Consider the following 23,191-nt stretch of genomic DNA (forward strand, 5'->3'; position numbering starts at 1 on the left):
GAATTTGTGCTCGTCCGCCGACTGGATGGGCAATAGCTACTACACGCTGGTACGTCTCAGCGATCTTCTTGAAGTGGGCGGGATCGAGCCCCCACGTGCATGACTGACAGGAGCAAAGAATGACCACTCTCACTACCCACAGAGCGCTGCGTGGGGTGTTCGCTGCAGCAGCAGTCTCGTTGCTGATCGCCGGATGTACGAGCGTCGAGCCCGCCGGAACAGGTTCCGGCGGAGATGCTTTCGGATCCTTACCCGAAGCCGTCGGGCAACCCACGGCAGGCGGTACGATCACCGTCGCATCGCCTGTGGGGCTCGCACCCAACGTCATCTACCCGAACTTCGCCAGTTCAGATGTTCAGTTCGCTACCCAGCAGGTGATGTTCAAGTACCTGTACGCCGCAGCCGACGTCGGCTCGAAGGATTCGGTCAACTCTGCACTGAGTCTGGCCGAGCTGCCCACGGTCAGCGACGACGGCAAGACCTTCACGATCAAGATGAAGGATTCGTACCAGTGGTCTGACGGGAAACCGGTCAATGCCGATGACTTGATCTTCTCGATCGAGTTGATCAAGGGCGCGATCGCCGAGAGTCCCGCCAACTGGAGCGGTTATGTCGCGGGCAGTTTCCCGGAGAACTTGGTCAGCGCCACGGCGACCGACCCGTACACCGTTGAGCTGCAGCTGAATCAGGCGATGAATCCGGACTTCTTTCTGAACAATGTGGCGGCGCCGCTGCTGATTCCGCTTCCGTCGACGGCGTGGAACATCGCGTCCACGGGCGGGCAACACCTTGACTACACGGTGCCCGAAAACGCCAAGGCGATCTACAACTACCTGTCGGAACAGGGACGTGCGCAGTCGACCTTCGCCAGCAATCCGTTGTGGCAAGTCGTCAATGGCCCCTTTCGGCTGCAGAGTTTCGAATCTGCTACTGGTGCATACACACTCGTTCCCAACTCGAATTACACCGGACCGAGACCCTCGACGGTCGAGGCGGTGAAGTTCCTGCCGTTCACCTCCACATCAGCGATGCTCAATCAGCTCAAGGCAGGCGAGCTGACAGTCGCTGCTCTGGATGCAAGTTTCGCGTCGCAGGCCTCCGATCTGGAAAAACAGGGGTATCACGTGTACGGCCGACCCGGCCCGACACAGTTCAATCCGGTGGTGATCAACTTCAAGAACACCACGAACAACTTCGACAAGGTTATCGCCCAGCTGTACATACGGCAGGCGTTGCAACATCTTATCGATCAGCCCGGTTACATCAAGAGCCGCGGGATCTACGGCGGCGCCGGTGCACCGTCGTACACGCTCGGTCAAGCCGGCACTCGCTTCGCCCCGTCATTCGGGGAGGACGCCCCGTACCCCTATGACCCTGCCGCGGCCGAAAAGCTTCTCACCGAACATGGTTGGGAGGTCGGCGACGATGGGACAAGGACGTGTGTCAGTCCCGGAACCGGTCCCGGCAACTGCGGTGCCGACATCCCTGCCGGACAGACCCTCAGCTTCAATCTGCTCTATGCGAACTCGCCAGCGAGCATCGCCAACCGCAATATCGCGTTCATCTCCGCGGCACAGCAAGTCGGCATCACGATCAGCGGGGAGGCCAAGTCCCTCAACTTCCTCTACGAGAACGCCGACAACAATGCCGCGCCGGCCTATCAGGACCAGTGGGCCCTGGCAGACGAAGGGAGTTTCAACACAGCGGCCTACCCCTCCGCAATTCGCTATCTGGCGACCGGAGCCTCGTACAACCTCGGCCATTACAGCGATCCCAAGGCTGACGCCCTGATGGATGCCTCGAAGAACTCGACCGACCCGAACGCGATGGTGACCGAGACGACCTTCGTCGGAGAGAACTTGCCCTACTTGTTCATGCCGAACCCCTCCACCATCGCTGTTTGGAAGTCCGACATCTCCGGTCCGCCGACCGCGTTTGCGAACATCACGCGCTACGGATTGGGCGTCCTGGACCCACAGCTCTGGTACTTCCACTCCTAGATCACCACAAGAAGGCCGTCAGCAGACTTCGTAGAATAGAAAGACGACAACATGGCATGGTACGTGCTTCGGCGCCTGGCGATTTCGCTCCTGGTATTGATTGGGATCTCCGCGGTGGTGTACTTTCTGCTCCACTTTGTGCAAGGCAGCCCTGGGCGTGCAGTGTTGGGCCAGAGGGCATCTCCCGAAGCAGTGGCCGCGTTCAACAGTGAGCACGGCTTCGATCGACCGATCATCGAGCAGTACCTCAGCTACCTCAACGAGCTGGTTCACGGAGACCTCGGCTACTCCTACAAGTTGAACCAAAGTGTCGCGACGCTCCTGCAGCAGAACGCCGGCCGTAGCGCCATGCTCTCGTTGGCGGCTCTGGTACTGGCGCTCGTCGTCGCGATACCCCTGGGGATCTGGCAGGCAGTCAAACGCAACAGCATTGTCGACCACACAGCCACTGCCGCGTCGTACACGCTGTATGCGACGCCGCAGTTCCTACTCGGCCTGATCCTCATCGCGCTCTTCAGTCAGGCCATCCCGATCTTCCCTTCCCAAGCGTCCCAGTCACCTTCGCCGTGGGTGATCTTCACAGACCCCAAAGCCATGGCGCTGCCGGTCATCACGATCGCCCTCACCAGCGTCGCAGTCTTCTCCCGCTACCAGCGAACTGCCACTCTGGATCAACTCGGACAGGACTACATCAAGGTGGCGCGAGCCAAGGGACTGCCCGAGCGGTTGGTCCTGACCCGACATCTGTTGCGTAATTCCTGCCAACCGCTCATCACAGTGGTGGGTCTGTCGATTCCCGCACTACTGGCGGGAAACCTGATTGCCGAGACTGTATTCAACTACTCGGGCCTCGGTCTGCTGTTCCTCAACAGCCTCCAACGTGAGGACTACCCGGTACTACTGGCCTACACCCTGATCGGTGGCACATTGACGGTATTCGGAAACCTCATCGCCGACGTCGCGCTAGCCATCACCGACCCCCGGATCGAGCTGTCCGCATGAGTACACCAACACAAGTGCCCACAAAATCGGCTGAGAAAAGTACAAGCACGGAAGTGCCCGCGAAGTCGGCGGCGTTGGGGGCCATGCTTCGTCGACTGCGAGCACATCCGCTCGGCCTCGTCGGCCTGCTACTGCTCTTGTTGCTCACTGGTTTCTGCTTTCTCGGGCCGTACATCTATCACACCGACCAGACCTATGTGAGCCTCGCGGATGCCGCGCTGCCGCCGACCAGCGAACATCCCCTCGGCACCGATGCCAACGGTTTCGATGCTCTCGGGCGCTTGATGAAAGGCGGCCAGGTCTCCCTGCAGATCGGTCTGCTCGCCGCGGTTACTGCAACCGTGATCGGCACCCTGTACGGCACCATCGCCGGCCTCGCCAAAGGCTTCCTCGACGGAGCCATGATGCGCCTGGTCGACATCTTGCTGTCGGTGCCGTTCCTGCTTGTCGTTCTCATTTTGTCTGCACGATTCACCGCCAGCGCCGTATCGCTGGGTCTGATCATCGGTGCGTTTTCATGGCTTGTGCCCGCCAGATTGGTTCGAGGCGAGGTCTTGTCGCTGCGCGTACGAGAGTTCGTGCTGGCAGCTCGGGTAATGGGTGCATCGCGTCCGAGACTGATCCTGACGCATCTGGTCCCGAATGCCCTCGGCGTGATCATCGTCAACATCACCTTTCAGGTTGCCGACGCCATCCTGATCGTCGCCACCCTCGGGTTCCTCGGCTTCGGGCTGTCCTACCCCTCGACGGACTGGGGTGGCCAACTATCGGACGGTGCCACCTACATCGCCGATGGTTACTGGTGGCTCGTCTATCCAGTCGGCGCATGCATCATTCTCACCGTGCTGGCCCTGAACCTGCTCGGAGAGGCTCTTCGCGAGATGTTTGCGCGCCAGACCAATTGACAGCGGCACTCGGCGCGATCGGATCGCCAGATGCCGAGTGCCTAAACATAACCAGTCACAGAGGAGCAAAAGTTGTCGATTTTCAACCCGGAGGAACAGACGATGTCCATCGATCTCGTGGTGCGTGGTGGCATGGTTGCTGACGGAACAGGGGGACCCCTTCGCCGTGCCGACGTCGCGATCAGCGCTGATCGGATCGTAGCGGTCGGCGAGGTTCCCCCCACCAGTTGCCAGGAACTGTCGGCTGAAGGCGCAGTCGTGGCACCCGGGTTCATCAACGTGCTCAGCCACGCCTACGACACGCTTCAACTAGATCCGCGCGGGCTGTCAGATCTCTATCAAGGCGTCACCACGGAGGTCTTCGGGGAAGGCTTCTCCATGGGGCCGGTCAGCGGCGAGATGGGTGAGATCATCGACGCCGAACCGCTTCCCTCAGGCGTACGGAGGAACTGGCCGCGACTCAACGACTTCCTCGATCACCTGGCGATGACCGGCGTTGGCCCGAACATCGCCAGTTTTGTTGGTGCCCACAACCTTCGCATGATTCATGCCGGCGCGGACAATCGGGCCCTTACCGAAGAAGAACTCAGCTCGGCGTGCCGAATACTCGACGACGAGCTCACCGCGGGCGCCCTTGGCGTCGCCTCGGCGTTGATCTACTCGCCGGGCAGCTACGCAAGCACTGCCGAGCTCACCGCATACGCGAAAGTGCTCGCCCAGCACGATGCGCTCTATATCTCGCACATTCGTAACGAGGCGGATCGGCTGCTCGACGCCATCGACGAACTGATTGACATCGCTCGTGTAACATATACGCGCGCAGAGGTTTACCATATCAAGGCCTCCGGTCGGCAGAACTGGCCGGCGATGAGCAAGGCGATCGACAAGATCGAAGCCGCACGCCTTTCGGGTCTGAGCGTCAGTGCCGATATCTATCCCTACGAGGCTGGTGGGACACTTCTGAGTGCGTGCATTCCGCCGCAGTTTCACGAGGGCGGCCGCGTTGCGCTGTTGACCCGACTGGCAGAACCCGGGACTCGCGCCGCCATCAAGACATCGATCACCCACCCGGGTGCGGACTGGGAGAACCTCTACCTCGGGTCGGGAGGTGCCAGCGGCATCCTGATGCTCGGAGGGATAGAGCCAGACGTCGGAGGTCGAACCTTGGCTGAGATCTCCACTGACCGTGGAGACCCCGATCCGATCGACACTTTGCTCGACCTCGTGACTGCCGACCCAGATCTACTGGCGACCTACTTCGAGATGACAGAGGAGAATATTCATCTCGCACTACAAAGTCCGTGGGTCTCGATTTGTTCTGACTCGGAAGCTTCGCCCGCAGAGGCGCCGTTCAACGAGGCGCCCACCCATCCTCGCGCGTATGGTGCATTCGCTCGGGTCCTGGGCCCGTACGTCCGTGCGGGTGTTCTCCCTCTCGAAGACGCCGTCCGGCGCATGACCAGCCTGCCCGCGGAGAATCTCCGACTGCTCGATCGGGGTCAGGTTCGGGTGGGCGCCTTCGCGGATCTCGCCGTATTCGAGCCGGAAGCGGTTAAGGACCTTGCCACCTATCGAGAACCACATTGCTACGCAACGGGTATGCGGCATGTGTTGATCAACGGCGCAATTGCTTTCCAAGATGGCCTACCGACCGGCCGGCTCGCCGGCCGCGCGCTGCGTCGGGGCGGATCATACGAGGGATGACGGGACAAATGTGGGCGACTGACGGCATCCCTGACGGTACTTCCAGATCAGGTAGGTAGCGGTCACCCTAAACCCCTTCGCCGAAGGTCTGCGCCCAGCTGGATCTGTAACCGTGACAGCCATTTGCCTGTCACGGTTACAGATCTGTTCGAGGCTGTATCTGGTGCCGTGGGGTGCTCGTGTTGAATGTGGCAGCCGTTGAATGTGACAGTGGATGAATATCTTTGGAAAGCTGCCGGATTCATGTAACTAGTTGCCTTGCAATATAATTGAAAACAGATGGGTCGACCGAAATTCGGTCGACCCATCTGCTCTGCTACGGCGTTACGACAGGCTTGCTCCGCCTCCGAAGAACGAGACGAGACCAAGGGCGGCGGTAATGCCGCCGATCACTCCAGCGATACCGCTGAGAACCGTGACGGCATTGTCAATTGCAGTCAGGTCAGATTCAGATGAACCCATTGAAAGCTCCTTGCTTGTAAGGGATTTGCGAAGGCGGAATACGAAGACGGATCAGATTCCGCGAATCGCGGGGAATTTGTTACCCGCATCACAGTAGGTGTGAACGCGGCTTCAGTCAATAGATCTATCCCGAAATCTGTTGATACAAAACGTCTTAATGTTTTGTCTGACATCGGCATGACCCAAATATGAAAGGATGCACGGAGTTCGTCTCGGGCCTGAAACCTGATCTGCGTGTCTCCGGGCCGGAGTTGGGGTGAGAGAGACCTCGAGATGCCCGTTCCTTCTGAACTTGCGAAACAGGCCTTTGGTGAGTGGGTTCTTCAGCACTGATGGGGCGGTGAGGGGCACAACGATCTGAGCATGTCGCCCGGGTTGAGACGTCCGGCAACATGCTCAGATCTCTGCGTGAAGTTCAGATCTTCGTTTCACATAGGTGTTGCTGTTACACATAAGGATTTGCATCCATTGTGGACGAGAAGAACTCAGGGATGGGCTAACTGATGGTGAAACATTCGGTCTTCGAGGAGTTGGCGCACTGCGCCGGCCGATTGCAGTGACTCGCTCCGGCTGGGACTATGCATCAACCTTCTTGAAAAGCCTTGTCATGTAGAGATGTTCGTCTCCGTCGACCGTGACGCGCGCAGCTTCGAAAGACGCACCTGCAAGCTCGATGAGGAACCGAGATCGAGACAAAGGCTGGACTGGCAGCGGAGGCATCGGCGGCTCGCCGGTGATCTCTACTTTCGCAACCATACGGACCTGGTACTCACCATCGTCCTTGCGGCTCAGTTCGATTCGATCCGTTGTCGTCTCGTAGGCGCCGACTAGCTCCGACAAATCAGTCTCGCCGGGCTCCGCTTCCGGTTCCGGGTAGGTCAGACCGAGAGCGTGTGCGATCTCAGTCTCGATGTCGTGAGCCAGTGCGGCACCGCGGTGCGAATTTGTCAGCACCCCGATTGCGATGCCCAACTCGGGGAATGTATGCAACTGAGCGATCTGACCGATCACGCCACCGGAGTGATGTACGCATGCCACGCCATTCCAGTCTGAGATGATCCATCCCAATCCCCAACCCTGATCAACGGTGGACAGGCCGGTGAGGTCGAACTGCGGTACCCGCATCGCCGCCACCGACTTTTCCGAGAGGATTCGTTCGCCCGTCAACCCCAGCCCGTCGCGCAGGTGCGCCGCCGCGAACGCCAGTAGATCGCCCATGGATGCGGTGATGGTGCCGGCCGGTCCCACTGAACGTGGAAGTGCCCAGCGTGTAGTCGGCAGCACGTTCTCTGCTGACTCCTGGTCTGGGTTGGCAAGATGGCCGACGGCCGCACGGAACAGGATGGCATCATCAGATCTGGTGACCGTTTGGGTCAAACCCAGTGGGCCGTAGATTCTTTCAGAGAGTGCCTGGTCCCAGGTCTGCCCTCGTAGTGCCTCGACGATTCGGCCGGCGACGACGAACGCGGTATTGCTGTAGCTGAGGTGCCCTCCGGCCGAGGTGACACTGATTGCGCTCGCCAACCCCGCGACGTATTTTTCGAGGCAGTCGTCGCCGTCGCCGGTGTCGGTGAAAACATCCCCGTCGATACCAGAAGTGTGCGTGAGCAATTGGCGGACTGTGACATTCTTCGTATTGTCGGCATCGGCGATCGTGAATTCCGGAAGCACCTCGACGACGGGGGTGTCGAGGGTCAGCAAGCCCTCGTCCACCAACTGCATGACGAGAGTCGTCGTCCATATCTTCGTGATCGATCCGATCTGAAACAATGTGTCGGCGTCGACCTCCACCTTCGTCTTGAGGCTAGTCAGACCGGTGGTCAGCACACGCACGTCCGCGCTGCCGTCATCGGCCAGTGCAATAACACCAACCTGGGCGCCCGGCACCGAGTGCTTGGCAGCCAATTCGTCGAGTCGTTGCTGCCAATGCGGTGAGTTCAGCAGGTCTGCAGCCAATTTCGTAGGCATATCGATTTTCCTTGTTCGGTTTCGGAGTTGATTTGGTTCAAGTTCTTCTGCGACCGCCACCGAGTCAGCTGGCTTGGCAGATCGTTCACAGCCGGATCTGGAAAGACATCTGAACGGAGAATTTGTCGGTGCACTCGAGGAATCGGTTTCGTCGAATGGCAGCCCTGCGCTCGGGAGGCGTTACGACAACCATCGCTGCGACTTGGTACCGGCTGATCATGGTGCAACGGTAAGCGTGTGTCGATGCAAAGTATTCGTCGGCCGCGACGAGGCCGATAGTCAAGATCCATCTGATCGGACAAAGCCATCGGCCAATCCACGGTCTGCCGGTCATGGGGCAGGAAGGCGATGGCGCCTGTAATGCTTGCATTGATTGTCCGTTCGGCTGCACGAACAGACCGCGCGAGTGTCGTGCCGCCAGACCACGACTGTCGACACTCGGCTAGCAACAATCATGGAATCAGTCGCCCCACCCGAGCCGAAGGACGAACACCATGTCGAGAGAAACGCTTGTCATCCCCATCGAGGATCAGTTGGATGCCGCGATGGCCCGTGTTGCGAGCCTGGCGACGGCACCGGGCTCGCAGGCTGCGTTGATGCGCCACGGTGAGCTGATCTGGACAGGCACTCAGGGCTTGGCGAGGGTCGACCAAACCGTCCTTGTCTCCGACGAAACGCCGTTTTGCTTGGCCAGCTTCGGCAAACTGATACTCGCAGCATGCACGTTGCATCAGGTCGAGCGCGGAGTCATCGGACTCGACCGGCCGATCTCGATGTATCTGGGCCCCGATGTGCCCGGCGCTGACACAGTGACGGTTCGTATGTTGCTCACGCATACGTCAGGCTTTCCGGATATCTATGCATCGCCGGGGATGGAGGTGCTGTTTCCTCCCGAGTTGGAGGAATCCCTGTGTGACGCTGCCGGTTCGGACTCCGCTGTGCGCAATGTCTACGATCCGAACCGGCCGTTCACTTGGACGATGCTGGCCGAGGCTCTTGGTCCCCCCGTCGATTCGGGACGCCGTTGGGACTATTCCAATACCGGATACATCGTGCTGGCCCGGGTACTGGTGCAGGCGCTCGGCGGCGAGGAGCAGATGGAACGTGCCTGTTCGGACCTCATTCACTCAGTCGGCGGCCACTATTCGATGAACGACGATTTACTGACCCTGCGACGGTCCCCGCGCTTGGCCGAGTCGTTGGCCCGGGGCTATCAGCGGTTGTCGGACGGCTTGTTCCACGACACTTATGCAGCATGGCAGCCGTCCGGCATACCGTCTGACCTTTTCGGTCTTCCGTTCGGCGACGGCCTGTTCGCGGGTACCGCGATCGGAGCAGCACAGTTTCTCGACAGCTTGTTCGTTCGCAAGACGCTGCTCGGTTCGGCGACCCTGGAGCAGATGATTTCGGCGACGCCGCAGGCCATTGCCGGACCGGCAGAACCAGTCCGGATCAACAGTTACGGGATGGGAACGTTCCGCACACAGGTGGGTAGCACCGTCTGGCAGGGCCATAGCGGTACGTACGGTGGGTACACCGCAATGGGTGCAAGTGAGATGTCAGCCGGCGTCACGCTGGTCGCAGTCACAAACGGCCTCCCTGCTGTGGGTGCTACTCCGTCCGCTGGGATAGTGGAAACTCCTGCCGGGACAGTGTGGAATGCGCTTGCCGCGGTCTGTGCGGACCATTTCGAGTCGGGGCGTTAACTACGGAGGATTCGCCGAACTTGATTCGATCGGAGGAAAAAGCGCGTCGATTTATGTCCGCTGCGACGATACTAGTGATCTATCACACGCCATAGTATTCGTGAATGCTCAGCTCAATCGCGACAAACCGCCGCAGTCTTGGCCGGATTTTGGACCATCTCGGCGCGACGCTCCTCGAGAAGTTGGCCGGATCGATCATGGACCACCACGCGCTCGGAGGCGTGGTCATCTACGATTCCGCCGACGATCTGGTGATAGCTGAACGCTCGATCGTGCTTGGTGTCGGGGTCCACGATCATGACGGGATCTGCCGACTGCTGCGCGAACTCGGAAATCGCAACGCTGCGGCGCTGGTCGTGCGCGCACCGATCACTGTTGATGCTTCGATGACGCTCGCAGTCCAGCGATCGGGTGTGACGCTGCTCGGCCTGGTGGAAGGAGCATCCTGGACGCAGTTGGTCGCGATGTTGCGCACGTTGCTCGCAGAAGACGATATCGGCGGCTCCATGACCGAGTTCATCGGCGGGATGCCCTCCGGTGATCTGTTCTCGCTCGCCAACGCGATTGCAGCCTTGCTGGACGCGCCACTCACGATCGAGGACAGAAGCTCCAACGTCCTGGCGTTTTCAGGACGCCAGGACGAAGCCGACCTCTCCCGTGTCGAAACGATTCTCGGCCGCCGGGTCCCAGAGCGTTACCTCCGTTCACCTGAGTCCCGAAGCGAGTTCGAGCAGCTCCATCGCAGCGAGGATCCGGTCTTCCTCCCTGGCTGGACTCTCGATGACGACGAGCACGCCATGGCGCGCGTCGCCATCGCCGTGCGCGCGGGTGAGGAGGTGCTCGGCTCGATGTGGGCCGCCGTCCGTGAGCCTCTGAGCGACGAACGCAACCAGGCTTTCGCTGATTCCGCGAAGCTGGTCGCGCTGCACATGCTGCGCTTTCGTGCCGGAAGTGATGTCGAGCGACGGCTACGCGCAGACCTGGTGAACACTGCGCTCGAAGGCGGCCCGTCGGCACCTGAGGCGGCCGGGCGACTCGGCCTCATCGGTCGACCGGTGGCGGTACTTGCACTCGGCCTGAACTGGACAGCGGAAAGCGCCGGGGCCGCCGACAGCGCACCGATGCACGCCGCCAGTCTGCAGCGCGCCGCCGACGCCTTGGCTCTTCACCTGACGGCTCTGCAACCTGGCTCGGCCGTTGCAGTGCTCGGAGACCGGGCCTACGCGATCGTGCCGCTACTCGGTAACGCTCCGGATCATGCCAAGCGGACACACCTCATGGCTCAGGGGTTTCTCGACCGAACCGGTCAAAACCTTTCGGCATTGATCGGAATCGGCCCACTCGCCATGGACGGTGGGAGCCTTCCGAATGCCCGACGCGGTGCCGACCAAGCGCTGCGAGTGCTGCGGCACGAGGGAGGGAAACGCCGCGTGATTGCCGCGGAAGACGCTTACATCGATTCATTGATGCTCGATTTTTCGGATCTGGTCGCTGCGCGAGGCAACGCAGTTTCACTGCCCATCGCGCGGCTGCTCGCCTACGACGCCAAGCACCAGGCACACCTGGTGAAAACCTTGCGCTACTGGCTCAATGCATTCGGTGATGTCAGCATCGCCGCCCGACAGGCCTACGTCCACCCGAGCACGTTCCGCTATCGGATCCGTCGTGTCTCAGCGGTCAGCGGTCTCGATCTCAACGACCCGCAGCAACGATTCGCAGCCATGCTGCAGCTGCGCCTGCTGGAAGTGCGGCAGCTTCCCGGCAATACCCAGGAGATTCCTGACGCCTGCGACAACACTGTCGAACTCGGCCAGTGATGTTGGTCTGGGCGAACCATCCCTGACCCTCCGATATGCGCGGATGGACGATTCAATCGCGGCAGGACTGCGAAAGGCTGGGGTGAATCAGTCGATCGAAGGAGCCTTGTGTGACCCCCGTGCTAGCGACATTTGAACAACTGTCGAAGCAGATGCTGATCGATATCGGCACTCTGGTCAGGTGTGAGTCCCCGTCGTCGGACCTGGAAGCCGTGGCTGCCAGCGCCGACGCTGTTGCTCTGGTTGGAACCGCACTGTTGGGCGTCGAGCCGGAACGCGTCATCGTCGACGGATGCACTCATCTGCGATGGCGTCTCGGCGAAGGGCCTCGCAGAGTATTGCTGCTGGGTCACCACGACACCGTGTGGCCACTCGGCTCGCTCGAAACTCATCCATGGTCTGTCGAGGATGGAGTCATACGCGGACCTGGATCGTTCGACATGAAGATTGGCGTTGTCATGGCGCTCTACGCAGCCGCACACGTCGACAGGGGAGCACCGATAACCGTGCTTGTCACCGGCGACGAAGAGACGGGTTCTGATACTTCCCGCGCGCTGATCGAACAGTCTTGTCGAGACGTCGCAGCAGTACTGGTACTCGAAGCATCGGCCGATGGAGGCGCCTTGAAGACGGCGCGGAAGGGAATCTCCGACTATCGAGTGGTGGTGTCGGGACGCGCGTCGCACGCAGGGCTCGAGCCGGAGGCCGGCATCAATGCCGCCCTGGAATTGGCGCATCAGATCATCAGGATCGCCGCAATCGGTTCGACAGAACTCGGAACCACCGTGGTGCCGACAGTCGTCTCTGGTGGCACCACGACCAACACAGTGCCGGCATCAGCCGAGGTCACGGTCGACTCACGTGCATGGAGCCGGGAGGAGCAGCAGCGCGTCGATCGCGAGATCAGGGCACTACGTCCGGTTCTTCCAGGTGCCAGGCTTGTTGTCACCGGAGGTCCGAACCGACCTCCGTTGGAGCGCGAGATGTCCGCTGAATTGTTCGCGATTGCTGCGCGAGTCGCAGACGAGGCCGGACTCGGACGCCTTGGTGAGTCCCACGTGGGTGGAGGGTCCGACGGAAATCTGACGGCAGGTCTGGGAGTGCCGACCCTCGATGGTCTCGGAGCAGTCGGCGGCGGGGCCCACGCGGATCATGAACACGCGCTCGTCGAGGAGATTCCCGTGCGAACTGCGCTCGTGACAATGCTGGTGAATCGACTGACCGAACCAGTGCCGTCAGACGAACGAGTGCCGAAGAAATAGTGGAGCTGGACAGTGTTCCGCTCGCCCGAATGGGCAATCCTCGACTTATGACCACTTTTGCTGAACAAGCGCGAGACGTCGCGCGAACTGAGACGTCGCGGATTGCCGCGATCGCCGCCGCTCAGGCGGCAGACCGATCAGGAGTGGCGATCCGCGCGCTGATCTCAATCGACGACATGCAGAGGGGTGTCGAACTGATCGATCAGATCTGGCGGCCAACTGACGGAATGTCGATCATGAACGTCGAGGTTCTTCAAGCGCTTGCCGGTACCGAAAGCTATGTCTGTGGGGTTTTCGCGGGCGACCAGATTCTCGGCATATCTGTCGGGATGTGGGGCGTGCCGTCGACTTTGTCACTGCACAGCCATATCGCCGGGGTGGCGGACAGTGCGCGCGGCCGAAATATCGGGTTCGCTCTCAAACTCCACCAGAGAGCCTGGGCCATGGCGCGGGGCATCAAGACCATCACGTGGACGTTCGACCCCCTGGTCAGCAGGAATGCGCACTTCAACCTTTCCAAGCTCGGCGGCACTGCTCGCGTCTACCACGTCAATCATTACGGGACGCTGCTCGATGACCTCAATGGCGAAGACGAGACTGACCGCCTCAAACTCGAATGGGACCTCGCGAGTTCTCGCGCTTCGAGCTGCGCAGCGCTCGAGCAACGAAACAGCGCCCAGGTGCATACAGAGCCAATGCTGTCGAGAGACCCCCTTGGCCGGCCATCACTGGAGGACACGTCCGCGGCCGATGTATCCGTGGCGGTGCCCACCGACATCGAGGCGCTTCGTCACTCGGATCCTGGGCTCGCCTCCGAATGGCGCCTCGTGATACGGGAGGTTCTGGGAACCCTGCTCGCCGAAGGTGGGCAGGTCGAGGATTTCGACCGTCGTGCAAACGCGTACATCGTGTCCAAAGGGACGGCAGTATGAAGATCGATAGCTTCGAAATCAGGCGGGTTCAGATGCCGCTCGTGTCGCCTTTCCGTACCTCGTTCGGCATCGAGACCGAACGGGAAATGTTGGTGGTGCGGGTTCGCGCTCCAGACGGCGACGGCTGGGGTGAATGCGTCGGCATGTCAGACCCGCTCTACTCCTCGGAGTACGTCGATGGCATCGACGACGTACTCAAAAGGTTTCTCATCCCAGATCTGTTGTCGATGGATGCGGTCTCGGCGCACCTCGTGGCGCCTCGCCTCGCCAAGTACAAGGGGCATCGCATGGCAAAAGCCGCCCTCGAGATGGCGATCATGGATGCGGAGTTGCGGAGCCAGGGCATTTCGTTCGCGCAAAGTCTGGGCGCGGTGGTCGATCACGTCCCGAGCGGAGTCTCGGTCGGAATCATGGACTCCATTCCAGAACTACTTGATGCTGTCGGTTCCTATATCGACGAGGGATACGTCCGGATCAAGCTCAAGATCGAACCGGGATGGGATGTCGATCCTGTCCGCGCCGTGCGTGAGCGCTTCGGCGACGAGGTAATGCTCCAGGTTGACGCCAACACCGCCTATACCCTCGGCGATGCCCCTCAGCTGGCGAAGCTGGACCCTTTCGGGTTGCTCCTGATCGAACAACCGCTTGACGAGGAGGATGTCCTGGGGCACGCGGACCTCGCGGCTCGCATCAAGACGCCGATCTGTCTCGACGAGTCGATAGTGTCGGCCCGGTCTGCCGCCGATGCCATCAGACTCGGCGCGTGCTCGATCGTCAACATCAAGCCCGGCCGTGTCGGCGGCTATCTCGAGGCTCGACGCATCCATGATGTGTGCGCCGCACACAACGTGCCGGTGTGGTGCGGCGGAATGCTGGAAACGGGTCTCGGAAGGGCGGCGAACGTTGCGTTGGCTGCACTCCCCGGTTTTACCTTGCCCGGTGATGTGTCCGCTTCCGACAGGTTCTATCAAGTCGATCTGACGGAGCCGTTCGTGCTTGAAGGCGGTGGGCTCCGTGTCCCCGATGGACCAGGGCTCGGCGTGGACCCACTGGCGGATCGGCTGAAGGAATTCACGGTTCGTGCGGCGGAAGTCCAACGCTGAGATCGCAGAACTCTCGAATCGTCGCTCTCCGACCATTTCGCATTGAAAACGGCTGAAGCGGAACCGAGTCATTTTGCGGTCTGGGGCGTGGTGAGTTGTGCTGCCGTGATGAGCTACGGAGCCCGACAGTCGGGCGAGCTACATCGCGCAGCGCGGTTGGCAGTGAGCCGGCACAGCAGAGAATTCTGTGAGCCGCCGCCGCCGACGGCGATTGTCTCGATTCTCGACCCGGCAAGTGCTCCGGCTGCGCACATCCGTGTCGCGATGATGCTCGACGGCAAGATAGTCGAAGTGGATTCTACCGAACCGGTTTCCGACAATCCGGCACACCCGTTCACACAGAAACTGCAGATGTCTGCACCAGTGGCGGGTCCCGACGAGCAGAGGATCCGCCTTGAGCGGCGCCGCGAGTCTTGCCGGTTCCCAGACCGGAAGGCTGACCAAATCGGTTTGAGGCCTTGAGCTGTTGTGCCGAATCCCGAGCCTTGGTTCCGAAGCCGATCGGCCGACGCCAACAACACCGCCTTTGTCAACCGATCTGTTCGCCATGGGTGGAGCGTGGGACGATCGAACTCACTAATTCGCGAACACGGTTTGCCGCGCCGCGAAGTCGTTCTGCTGCTTTCGGATTCCGGAGGGCCGCGGCGGCCAATGACTTTGCAACAGTGGCGACTTCATCGCCGCCGGGGATCAGTAGGAGGTCGGCGCCGGCCAGGAGACTTGCGAGTGCGGTCTCTTCGGGTGACCGCCCAAGCATCGTTGCGGGGGAATCCAGATCGTCACTCACGACGACGCCGCGGAAGCCCAGATCCTCTCGCAGTGCTCGGATCGTGATGCTCGAGGTCGTCGCCGGAGCGGTTGGATCGACAGCTTCGACGATGGCCGGTCCGACCATCATGCCGGAAACGCCGGCGTGGACGACAGCCTTGAATGGTGTGAGAGTTTCTGCGCTCCAGTCCTTTGCGGCGACGGCTGTGTCCTTTAGTGCGGGGTCGTGTTCGAGTACAGGGAACCCCGGGAAGTGTTTTGCGATTGCCGCGACTCCAGAGGTCTGGACGCCGTGAACGAAGGCCACTGCGATGCGAGCGATTTCCGAATGCGGTAGGTCGAGTGTGCGTTCGAACAACCAGGGATTGTTGCCTTCCAGGCGATCGAGTACGGGCGACAAGAATGCATTCACGCCCATCTCACGGGCGGCGAACGCCACTGATCGGGCAACATTTTCGATGTTCGTATCGGTCATTTTCGTTAGCGCGTCGGTTGAGGGGAACTGGGGAACGAGCGTATGGAGGCGCTGGATGCCCCAGGGTTCCTGATCGACTGCGACGAGCAACGGCGTGTCAGTGCTCGAGTCCAGGGCGCTGGTCAGTTTGCGGAGTGATTGACCGGTTTCATTCTCGCGGCGAGCAGATGTCATTCTGCGGGATACGTACTCCTCGCGGGATTCGCCGAGGATGACCGCAACGGTTCCGGCGCGGAGAAGATCAGCGAGCCAGGTTTCGACGTGATCCGAATCGAACGCTGGGAACATCACTGTGTGTGCGTCGCGCTCGAGAGTTGAATAGTTTGACATCGAGGGTCCTGTTTCTCGCACACAGGTGCGCTTGTCGGTATTTGTTCAGGTAGTGCTCGAGGGATTCGTAGTACTTGTGCATTGGACTTCGGCGTGACCTGGAGCGACGTCATCAGCGGTGTTACGCGCGTTGACCTTTCAGCCGTGGCTGTTTCTGGAATTGTCGAATCTCTACGTATCCTCGACCGGATACTGCCCACCGGGTGAGCGCAGATCCAGACCAACAACATCGCCGGCCACTACGAGGCGGTCAAACACGGTGTTGGGACCGCGCCCTTACTGACGTACATCGGCGCGACCGACGATGACCTCCTGCCGGTGGTTCGTTGTCCAAAAGGTGATGGCAGTTATGTGCGGACGTTGATCATCGCAGGTAAGTGATCGTCAAATTCTTTCGAATGATCAGAAAAGATGTATGATTTTAGTCATGGTGATTGATGGTAGACAGGTCGCGATAGTGCGAGCATTGAAGAACTCCGAGTCGGTATCCGTGACGGACCTCGCACGCGATCTGAACACTTCCGAGGTGACAATCCGTCGGGACCTCGCCGAACTGGAAACTGCCGGGGTGCTCAGAAGGGTGCGGGGCGGGGCCGTGAGTGCCATGTTGCGTGGTGATGAGCTTCCGTTCGTCCTGCGCGAGATGGAGGGGGTGATGGAGAAGGCTCGAATCGCTTCCGCCGCAGTCAATTTGATTGCCGATGGCGAAGCAGTGTTGCTCGACAGCGGTACGACGGGGCTGGCAGCAGCACACGAGTTGTCGTCTCGCAATGTCACCGTGATGCCGTTGGCGGCGCACGCGATTCCCGTTCTCATGGAGGCTGCAACGGTGAGATTGTTACTGCCTGGAGGAACGGTCCGTAGCGGGGAGACCTCCATGGTGGGTCCGATGGTGGAGCAGAACCTCGCTGCGCTGAGATTCGACACAGTTTTGCTGACCTGCTGCGGACTCAGTCGAACGAGCGGGGTTACCGCCTACGACATGCAGGATGCGGCGGTCAAACGTGCTGCTCTGGGGTCGTCTACGCGTGTGATCGCCATGGCCGATTCGAGCAAATTCACTCGGACAGCACTTGCAGTCGTTTGTGCGCTCGATCGGATCGACGTGTTGGTCACCGATGTCGGGGCCCCTCAGGACGTGGTGGCGGAGTTGAGGGACGAGGGGATACAGGTGCTCTGTGTCTGAGTATCAGACTGTTTCTGACGGTGAAGGCTGACGGACCGAGCCCAACGACGGAGTTGGCGGGCCCAACCTGCAATTCGATCAGATGTTGAGTTGCGTTGCAGTGAAACAAATTCAATGATTGTTCGATCGAGGTGACGGCGTGGTGATCATGGGTCGGTTCAGTGAGCGTTTTCTGATTCTCCGCATTCGCGTAGTTTTGTGGCGTGCCGACCGGGAACGTACGCGAACTCTGCTGCGTGAGTTCGGTGAGTTCGTCGACATAGGTGGGGGCGCGGATATCGATGCTGTGCTCGATCTCGAAGGCTCGAGTGTGTACACGGACGAGCGGGCCATTCTTGCCGGGTTGCGTTTGGCGGCCATAATGCGCTGTCAGAGCCGCTGACGACCTCCCGTGCAGACGGTCACTGCTTCCGAGTCATGGTGATCGGTGTCCGCACCCCCTAGTTGATGCCGCCTGGGGTCTAGCCTCAATCGCGGTCGGCAAGGTTTGAGAGGGTGGATTTGCCGACGTACAGGTGGGCCTGCATTCCGTATTGCTTTGCAGCGGAGATATTTTCAGGTCGATCATCGACGAAAATGATGTCTTCTGCGCTGCCGCCGATTGCACTATGTGCCTGTGAAAAAATTTCCCGGTTGGGTTTGACCATCTTCAGGCTCGCACTGAAGATGAGTTTATCGAAGTATCGGGCCAGTTCGGAACCTGTAATTGCTGAGGCTAATTCGTTCGGTGCGTTCGACAGTAGATGCAGTTTCGAGCCGCGGCGGTGTTGATTCTCGATCCATGCGACGCTATCGCGATCGAAGTGCATCCACCCTGCGATATCGATCTCCACAAGGGCCTTCAATATGTTCGGATCGATTGGAACTGGTTGCGCTAGAACATTTTTCCAGTAGTCGTGTGCGGACTGGCCGGCGTCATATGCCGGTCGAAAGGCCCAGTAGTTGGTAGTGAAGTCGATTCGATCCATCCCCGTCACGGCGATCAGTTCGTCGATGGATTGCGGATCCTGGGGTTGAGAGATGACCTCGCCGTAGTCGATCAAGTATGTGGGCATCAAAGACTCCTTCACGTTTTGCTCGTAGCTGTGCGATGTTCGTCGCGCGGGCGACGGAACAGGAAAGTTACGGAACCGGGTTATTGCTGGCGCACCTGTCCGGGCGCATCTCAATCGTACAACAAAAATGATCAATCGAAAACATTCGATGATCAAGTAGGAGTTTGCGATCTTCCGTTCCGATCGTTTTCGGGCTGAAGCAAACTCTGTGGCGCCGGTGTGGATGATTTTGCTGTCAGGTACGGACTCTGTCGTAGGGGTCGCCCGGAATGTGCGCAGCGGGGTGGATCACCCGGAGTTCTTCAGCAAATCGAGCGCCGCGTCCCGACCGCCGCCGAAGGGGTCGGTGCCGATACCGATCCCGTCTGCGACGAGGGCACCTTCGTGAAGCAGCATGATTGCCTCGGCGAGGCGTTCGTCGGCTTGCCCGTCCGTCGCCAGAATGCGCCGAAAAAGGTCCAACATCTCCCGCTTCTGTTCGGCGACAACAGCGAAGACCTGATGTGAGCGATCACTGAACTCAGCGTGGGCGTTGATCATGCTGCACCCCTTTCCTCCGCTCGCCCCGGACCAGGAGGCGGAAGCATCGAACACCGCACTCAACTGTTCGGCGCGGCTCTCGCCGGCGGATGCGAGCTTCTTGTCGCGAAAGGCGCGCCACCGCCGATCTCGGTCCTTCAGGTATTCCACGACGAGACCGTCTTTCGAGCCGAACCGCTCGTACAGAGTTTTCTTCGTGACCCCGGCGTCCAGTGCGACGGTATCCACACCTACGGCATGAATACCCTTTTCGTAGAACAACTTCGACGCCGACTCCAGGATGCGACGCGCTTTCGGAGTCAACTCGGGTACGGATTCCGCTGCCATGGACAAGAGTATACCGATCTGTATAGTCGAACGTGTGAGTAAACAGATCGGTATACCTCGGATCGTAATCCCGAGATCTGTCGTGACGGCTACCTTGTCGGTCCTGTTCGTCGCGTGCTGGAGTTCGGGTTTCATCGGAGCCAAACTCGGGGCCGGCAGTGCCGAGATCCCCACGTTGCTGATGTGGCGGTTCCTTCCGCTCGCGGCGGTGCTCGTCCCGATTGTCTGGCTGTCCGCCCGGCGCCGGAACATGGTGCCGACTCCGCGGGCTCTCGGCAGGCAGGTGGTGATCGGGATGCTCTCTCAGAGCGGCTACCTGTTGTCTGTGTACTGGGCAGTCGATCTCGGCGTGAACACCGGAACCACCGCACTGATCGACGGTATTCAGCCGCTGGTCGCGGCGGCTCTGCTCGGTCCGGTCCTCGGTGTCGCAGTCCCGCGTATGCAGTGGGTCGGGCTGGCGATCGGACTGGGCGGCGTCGCGATGGTCACGGCAGCCGATGCCGGGGCCGGTACATCCGCTCCGTGGTGGGCATACGCGATCCCGTTCCTGGGGATGCTCAGCCTGGTTGCATCCACCTTCGTCCAACAACGCGCTCTCACGACCACGCCACCTCTGCAGGCCCTGGCCATCCACTGCTCGACCAGCGCAATAGTTTTCACGACACTGGCGGTGGCCTCAGGAGTCGCCGTACCGCCAAGCGTCAACACATTCTGGATCGCATTGCTCTGGTTAGTCGTGCTGTCCACGTTCGGTGGTTACGGGCTGTACTGGTTATTGCTCCGTCGCATCGGCATCACTTCCGTCAACACCTTGATGTTCTTGATCGCCCCCGTCACCGCGGTCTGGGGCGCGTTGATGTTCGGAGAATCCTTCACTCCGTTCACCGCGCTCGGCTTGGCGGTGGGGATCCTCGCCGTCGTCGTGGTCACCCGGGTGGACAATCACCAGAAAAAGCGGGGCGAGGGCGAAAATGACTGTCCGGTAAGGGCTCCGATCACTTCGCGCTGATGACTCCCGACCTGGATGTGAACCGCTCGCGGAGCGCGGTGAGTTGCTCTGCGGTGAGCTTCAGTCCGTTGATTGCGTAGTCCTCGACGGTGCCGAAGTGCGTGCGCATTTCGTCGAGAGCGGCGTCGAAGTAGCTGTCACGGACCCCGAGGAGGGGCCGGAGTAGTTCTGCGTCAACGCCTTTGCTGGCGGCGAAGTCGAGGATCGGTTCCGTCATGGGAGCCAGATCGGTATTCGTCTCCAGATAATCGGCGCGTACGTCGGCTTCGTCGGCCCCGAGGAGGAGTAGGAAAGACGTCGCGGCCCACCCGGTTCGATCCTTGCCGGTGGTGCAGTGGAAAAGTGCTGCCCCGGCGCGGTTTTCGTCGATGAGGTCGAGGTAGAACGTGCGATAGGCGTCGAGAGCGGACGGCAGGCTGACGAAGTTGCGGTTGGCTTCCTCCATCTGCGCGATCCCACGGCCGCCGCTGATGGTCTCGGCGTACGCGAGCGGGTCGGTCATGAGTAGTCCGGTGGCCGCTGCATTTTGGGCATTGTCGGCGAGGACGTCTAGCCAGACCGTGCGTGTCGAGTCGGGGAGATTGTCGAGTGCGCCGTCGCGCTCGGCGGCGGTCCTCAGGTCGTAGACGGTCCGGACGTCCAAGTCGGCGACCGCGGCAACGTCGTCGCCGTCGAGTTTCGCGAGCGTCGCCGAACGGTAGAGCGCGCCTGCGCGGACGGTGCCGTCAGCAACGGGAATGCCACCGAGATCCCGGAAGTTCGGGGCGGTCTTGAGGAGAACGCGACGATCGAGCGGGTGACTTGGCATGGCTGACTCCTTGTGGGTTCCGTTTCACTGATCATTCATGCCTTTTGCACACTGCGCACGAGCTTTTCGGCATTGCGTCTCTTGATCCACTTGTCGATGACAAGAGCCATGAAGATCCAGCCGCCCAACGCGGTGATCACCCACACGATGATCGGTGCGAGGATCCAGGACCCGACGCCGCTGATCGCAATGCCGTCGGGGACCAGGGTGGCAACCCGGAGCGCTAGCAGTGTGGCGACCAAGCCGACACCACCCGCGAGCGGAGCGGCGTAGTGCAGTGCCACGCTGAGCACGAATGGGCCGAGAATCATGTGTGCGAGGGTGAATACACCGATAGCGGCCAAGAAGCCGTTCACGCTCAGGCTGACCCCGGGAAGAGTGAAATGTACGACGATCAGCGCGATCGCACCGAGTACGCATTGCGAAATGAGCTGAAATAGCAGACGCATGGGTTGTACCTCCGTGCTCAGGTCGAGTCACCCGAGAGTGGTGTGTGCGTGGGTAAACGCTTCGCTAGAGCGCTTCGGGACGAGGAGCCGTCCAGGTGCCGTCGAGCACGGAGGGGCAGGGGCGGTACAGGCGCAGCACGTAGTTCCAGCCCGGCATGATTGGCAGTGCGTTCGCGACGCCGTCGAGATGGACACCGAAGCGGATGGTGGTGCTGCCGTCGGAGTCGGGGGTGGCGGTGATGCTGTTGATGCTGTTGACGCCCAAAGCGTTTTCTTCGAAGTACCCCGCCGCGTTGTACAGCGAGACCGACCAGAATGCATCCACGGGAACGTCGTTCAGGCGGAGACGGTATTCCCCGACGGGGAGACGTTCGTCGAAGTTGACGTAGGTGGCCTCGTACTCGGGGAGGCCGCCCCAGCCGGAGGCGGTACCGAGCAGGTGCCTGATGGGGTCGACTTCCGCCGCGGTGCCGAATGAATGGTCGTATGTGGTGATGCCACGAGCGAGGGCGAGGAGCGCGTCGCGGGTCTCGGTCTGCGACTGCTCGTCGTAGTCGCGCAACGGGAACTTGCCTGTTCCGCCGCCGTCGATGGTGAGGGCGTCCTGCAACCGGTTCACCTCGGTGACGTCTTCGGGGCTGTTCGGATCGACGAGGATACGGACGATCAGTGCGGCGTAATCGGTTCCGACCAATTCGCGCGTGAGCAGGTGCTCTCCCGGATCGCGCAGGATGACGGGACCGTAATGATCTTGACTGACCACCCACACGGAGATGTAGCGCTTGCCGGTATCGGGCACCGTGATCGTGACGTCTTCGCGCACATCGACGATCGCGCTGCTGTACAGGGTGTCGCGGTTCTGGCGGATGATCGGCTGGTCGTCGAGCGACCCGAGATCACGAGTGTGGTTCCACGTGCCCAGGCCGACGCCCGCGGCCAGGCGAGCGAACATGAGATCGGATTCTGCCCGATTGAAGTTCAGGACGTTGACTGAGGTCGCGGACATAGCGGGTTCCATTCGGTGTCGGGTATGGAAGCGAGAGCGGGAATCCCTCGCCCGTCGGGGTGAATCAGCCGAGCAGTCGAGCTTTCGCGGCTTGAAACTCGGCCTCGCTCAGTAGACCTTGTGATTTGAGGTCGCCGAGTTTCTGCAACTCGGTGACGAGATCGACCGGGGAGGCGGGTGCGGGTGTGGGCATCGGGAGTACGGCCTGCTGCTGGGCAAATTCGTACTGCGCCTGCTCGTATTCGGCTTGGGCTCTCCTTTGCCGGCGGGTGGCCATCCCGTCGCTGACGGCGGTCGCGGTACCGGTCACGACCGCTGTGCGGGCGGCGAGGCCCAGCAGTCCGGGGCGACCTCTTCTCGGGATGTACGGCATG

General features: G+C 60.6%; 21 protein-coding genes and 1 pseudogene. 13 read left to right on the top strand and 9 right to left on the bottom strand.

Translation table 11 applies throughout. The features are described 5' to 3' along the window. Positions 1-119 precede the first annotated feature (119 nt). The 4 genes from ACFWAD_RS06750 (at position 120) to ACFWAD_RS06765 (ending at position 5,611) form a co-directional block, all read left to right on the top strand. Positions 120-2,000: an ABC transporter substrate-binding protein gene (locus tag ACFWAD_RS06750; RefSeq protein ID WP_378542330.1), complete on the top strand. Its 1,881-nt coding sequence runs from the start codon at positions 120-122 to the stop codon at positions 1,998-2,000. 51 nt (positions 2,001-2,051) lie between these two features. After that, the gene (locus ACFWAD_RS06755) at positions 2,052-3,002 is read left to right on the top strand and encodes an ABC transporter permease (protein ID WP_378542332.1); all 951 of its coding nucleotides are present in this window, start codon (positions 2,052-2,054) and stop codon (positions 3,000-3,002) included. A 53-nt stretch (positions 3,003-3,055) separates the two neighbouring features. Continuing rightward, complete coding sequence (locus ACFWAD_RS06760; RefSeq protein ID WP_378542334.1) at positions 3,056-3,907, top strand: ABC transporter permease; 852 nt, start codon at positions 3,056-3,058, stop codon at positions 3,905-3,907. A 102-nt stretch (positions 3,908-4,009) separates the two neighbouring features. Then, positions 4,010-5,611: an amidohydrolase family protein gene (locus ACFWAD_RS06765; protein WP_378542335.1), complete on the top strand. Its 1,602-nt coding sequence runs from the start codon at positions 4,010-4,012 to the stop codon at positions 5,609-5,611. Positions 5,612-5,935: 324 nt separating this feature from the next. Here ACFWAD_RS06765 and ACFWAD_RS06770 read toward each other — a convergent pair whose 3' ends face one another. Together ACFWAD_RS06770 and ACFWAD_RS06775 are read right to left on the bottom strand one after the other, a co-directional pair. Further along, a complete protein-coding gene (locus ACFWAD_RS06770; RefSeq protein WP_378542337.1) occupies positions 5,936-6,073 on the bottom strand; it encodes a hypothetical protein in 138 nt (45 codons plus the stop codon). Positions 6,074-6,649: 576 nt separating this feature from the next. Further along, the gene (locus ACFWAD_RS06775; RefSeq protein ID WP_378542339.1) at positions 6,650-8,041 is read right to left on the bottom strand and encodes a serine hydrolase domain-containing protein; all 1,392 of its coding nucleotides are present in this window, start codon (positions 8,039-8,041) and stop codon (positions 6,650-6,652) included. Between the two features lie 494 nt (positions 8,042-8,535). Here ACFWAD_RS06775 and ACFWAD_RS06780 point away from each other — a divergent pair, with 494 nt between their 5' ends. The 5 genes from ACFWAD_RS06780 (at position 8,536) to menC (ending at position 14,861) form a co-directional block, all read left to right on the top strand. Next, a complete protein-coding gene (locus ACFWAD_RS06780) occupies positions 8,536-9,747 on the top strand; it encodes a serine hydrolase domain-containing protein (protein ID WP_378542341.1) in 1,212 nt (403 codons plus the stop codon). 104 nt (positions 9,748-9,851) lie between these two features. Then, positions 9,852-11,564 (top strand): PucR family transcriptional regulator, encoded by a 1,713-nt coding sequence (locus tag ACFWAD_RS06785; RefSeq protein WP_378542343.1) that lies wholly within the window; start codon positions 9,852-9,854, stop codon positions 11,562-11,564. Positions 11,565-11,674: 110 nt separating this feature from the next. Continuing rightward, positions 11,675-12,826, top strand: coding sequence for a M20 family metallopeptidase (locus tag ACFWAD_RS06790; RefSeq protein ID WP_378542345.1), 1,152 nt, complete (start codon positions 11,675-11,677; stop codon positions 12,824-12,826). Between the two features lie 47 nt (positions 12,827-12,873). Continuing rightward, positions 12,874-13,758: a GNAT family N-acetyltransferase gene (locus tag ACFWAD_RS06795; protein ID WP_378542347.1), complete on the top strand. Its 885-nt coding sequence runs from the start codon at positions 12,874-12,876 to the stop codon at positions 13,756-13,758. After that, positions 13,755-14,861, top strand: coding sequence for an o-succinylbenzoate synthase (gene menC, locus ACFWAD_RS06800; RefSeq protein WP_378542349.1), 1,107 nt, complete (start codon positions 13,755-13,757; stop codon positions 14,859-14,861). Before ACFWAD_RS06795 ends, menC begins: the two co-directional genes overlap by 4 nt. Positions 14,862-15,390: 529 nt before the next feature. On the opposite strand, the gene ACFWAD_RS06805 is transcribed toward menC, so the two are convergent. Then, positions 15,391-16,434 carry a glycoside hydrolase family 3 N-terminal domain-containing protein gene (locus tag ACFWAD_RS06805; RefSeq protein ID WP_378531285.1) on the bottom strand — a complete coding sequence of 348 codons (1,044 nt, stop codon included), beginning with the start codon at positions 16,432-16,434 and terminating at the stop codon, positions 15,391-15,393. 162 nt (positions 16,435-16,596) lie between these two features. On the opposite strand from ACFWAD_RS06805, the pseudogene ACFWAD_RS06810 reads away from it, so the two are divergent. From ACFWAD_RS06810 to ACFWAD_RS06820, 3 genes and pseudogenes are all read left to right on the top strand, one after another. After that, a pseudogene (locus tag ACFWAD_RS06810) lies at positions 16,597-16,761 on the top strand (LysR family transcriptional regulator); the annotation flags it as partial. Positions 16,762-16,861: 100 nt separating this feature from the next. Then, positions 16,862-17,620, top strand: a complete 759-nt coding sequence (locus tag ACFWAD_RS06815; RefSeq protein ID WP_378531287.1) for a DeoR/GlpR family DNA-binding transcription regulator — start codon at positions 16,862-16,864, stop codon at positions 17,618-17,620. A gap of 139 nt (positions 17,621-17,759) precedes the next feature. Further along, positions 17,760-18,002 carry a hypothetical protein gene (locus tag ACFWAD_RS06820; RefSeq protein WP_378542351.1) on the top strand — a complete coding sequence of 81 codons (243 nt, stop codon included), beginning with the start codon at positions 17,760-17,762 and terminating at the stop codon, positions 18,000-18,002. Between the two features lie 85 nt (positions 18,003-18,087). Here the strand turns inward: ACFWAD_RS06820 and ACFWAD_RS06825 are convergent, their stop codons facing one another. Together ACFWAD_RS06825 and ACFWAD_RS06830 are read right to left on the bottom strand one after the other, a co-directional pair. After that, on the bottom strand, positions 18,088-18,675 hold the full coding sequence (locus tag ACFWAD_RS06825; RefSeq protein WP_378531291.1) for an HAD-IA family hydrolase: 588 nt from the start codon (positions 18,673-18,675) through the stop codon (positions 18,088-18,090). Positions 18,676-18,963: 288 nt separating this feature from the next. Next, positions 18,964-19,542: a TetR/AcrR family transcriptional regulator gene (locus ACFWAD_RS06830; protein WP_378531293.1), complete on the bottom strand. Its 579-nt coding sequence runs from the start codon at positions 19,540-19,542 to the stop codon at positions 18,964-18,966. An 82-nt stretch (positions 19,543-19,624) separates the two neighbouring features. Between ACFWAD_RS06830 and ACFWAD_RS06835 the strand changes: the two genes are divergently transcribed. Then, on the top strand, positions 19,625-20,554 hold the full coding sequence (locus ACFWAD_RS06835) for a DMT family transporter (protein ID WP_378531295.1): 930 nt from the start codon (positions 19,625-19,627) through the stop codon (positions 20,552-20,554). Here the strand turns inward: ACFWAD_RS06835 and ACFWAD_RS06840 are convergent. The 4 genes from ACFWAD_RS06840 to ACFWAD_RS06855 form a co-directional block, all read right to left on the bottom strand. After that, entirely contained in the window at positions 20,541-21,362 is an 822-nt protein-coding gene (locus tag ACFWAD_RS06840) for a tyrosine-protein phosphatase (RefSeq protein WP_378542353.1), read from the bottom strand. The two genes, ACFWAD_RS06835 and ACFWAD_RS06840, sit on opposite strands and share 14 nt — an antisense overlap. A gap of 35 nt (positions 21,363-21,397) precedes the next feature. Continuing rightward, positions 21,398-21,811 carry a hypothetical protein gene (locus tag ACFWAD_RS06845; protein WP_378542355.1) on the bottom strand — a complete coding sequence of 138 codons (414 nt, stop codon included), beginning with the start codon at positions 21,809-21,811 and terminating at the stop codon, positions 21,398-21,400. A gap of 64 nt (positions 21,812-21,875) precedes the next feature. Then, positions 21,876-22,817 carry a DUF1214 domain-containing protein gene (locus tag ACFWAD_RS06850; protein ID WP_378542357.1) on the bottom strand — a complete coding sequence of 314 codons (942 nt, stop codon included), beginning with the start codon at positions 22,815-22,817 and terminating at the stop codon, positions 21,876-21,878. Positions 22,818-22,881: 64 nt separating this feature from the next. After that, positions 22,882-23,190, bottom strand: coding sequence for an SHOCT domain-containing protein (locus tag ACFWAD_RS06855; protein WP_378542359.1), 309 nt, complete (start codon positions 23,188-23,190; stop codon positions 22,882-22,884). Position 23,191 lies beyond the last annotated feature (1 nt).

Source organism: Rhodococcus sp. NPDC059969, from assembly GCF_042738325.1.
Taxonomy (GTDB): domain Bacteria; phylum Actinomycetota; class Actinomycetes; order Mycobacteriales; family Mycobacteriaceae; genus Rhodococcus_F.

Coding starts and splice junctions, on each gene's coding strand:
- ACFWAD_RS06825 (WP_378531291.1), bottom strand. CDS start 18,675: ATGCCCACATACTTGATCGACTACGGCGAGGTCATCTCTCAACCCCAG.
- ACFWAD_RS06850 (WP_378542357.1), bottom strand. CDS start 22,817: ATGTCCGCGACCTCAGTCAACGTCCTGAACTTCAATCGGGCAGAATCC.
- ACFWAD_RS06845 (WP_378542355.1), bottom strand. CDS start 21,811: ATGCGTCTGCTATTTCAGCTCATTTCGCAATGCGTACTCGGTGCGATC.
- ACFWAD_RS06805 (WP_378531285.1), bottom strand. CDS start 16,434: ATGTCAAACTATTCAACTCTCGAGCGCGACGCACACACAGTGATGTTC.
- ACFWAD_RS06765 (WP_378542335.1), top strand. CDS start 4,010: ATGTCCATCGATCTCGTGGTGCGTGGTGGCATGGTTGCTGACGGAACA.
- ACFWAD_RS06770 (WP_378542337.1), bottom strand. CDS start 6,073: ATGGGTTCATCTGAATCTGACCTGACTGCAATTGACAATGCCGTCACG.
- ACFWAD_RS06780 (WP_378542341.1), top strand. CDS start 8,536: ATGTCGAGAGAAACGCTTGTCATCCCCATCGAGGATCAGTTGGATGCC.
- ACFWAD_RS06755 (WP_378542332.1), top strand. CDS start 2,052: ATGGCATGGTACGTGCTTCGGCGCCTGGCGATTTCGCTCCTGGTATTG.
- menC (WP_378542349.1), top strand. CDS start 13,755: ATGAAGATCGATAGCTTCGAAATCAGGCGGGTTCAGATGCCGCTCGTG.
- ACFWAD_RS06785 (WP_378542343.1), top strand. CDS start 9,852: ATGCTCAGCTCAATCGCGACAAACCGCCGCAGTCTTGGCCGGATTTTG.
- ACFWAD_RS06750 (WP_378542330.1), top strand. CDS start 120: ATGACCACTCTCACTACCCACAGAGCGCTGCGTGGGGTGTTCGCTGCA.
- ACFWAD_RS06775 (WP_378542339.1), bottom strand. CDS start 8,041: ATGCCTACGAAATTGGCTGCAGACCTGCTGAACTCACCGCATTGGCAG.
- ACFWAD_RS06840 (WP_378542353.1), bottom strand. CDS start 21,362: ATGCCAAGTCACCCGCTCGATCGTCGCGTTCTCCTCAAGACCGCCCCG.
- ACFWAD_RS06795 (WP_378542347.1), top strand. CDS start 12,874: ATGACCACTTTTGCTGAACAAGCGCGAGACGTCGCGCGAACTGAGACG.
- ACFWAD_RS06815 (WP_378531287.1), top strand. CDS start 16,862: ATGGTGATTGATGGTAGACAGGTCGCGATAGTGCGAGCATTGAAGAAC.
- ACFWAD_RS06855 (WP_378542359.1), bottom strand. CDS start 23,190: ATGCCGTACATCCCGAGAAGAGGTCGCCCCGGACTGCTGGGCCTCGCC.
- ACFWAD_RS06830 (WP_378531293.1), bottom strand. CDS start 19,542: ATGGCAGCGGAATCCGTACCCGAGTTGACTCCGAAAGCGCGTCGCATC.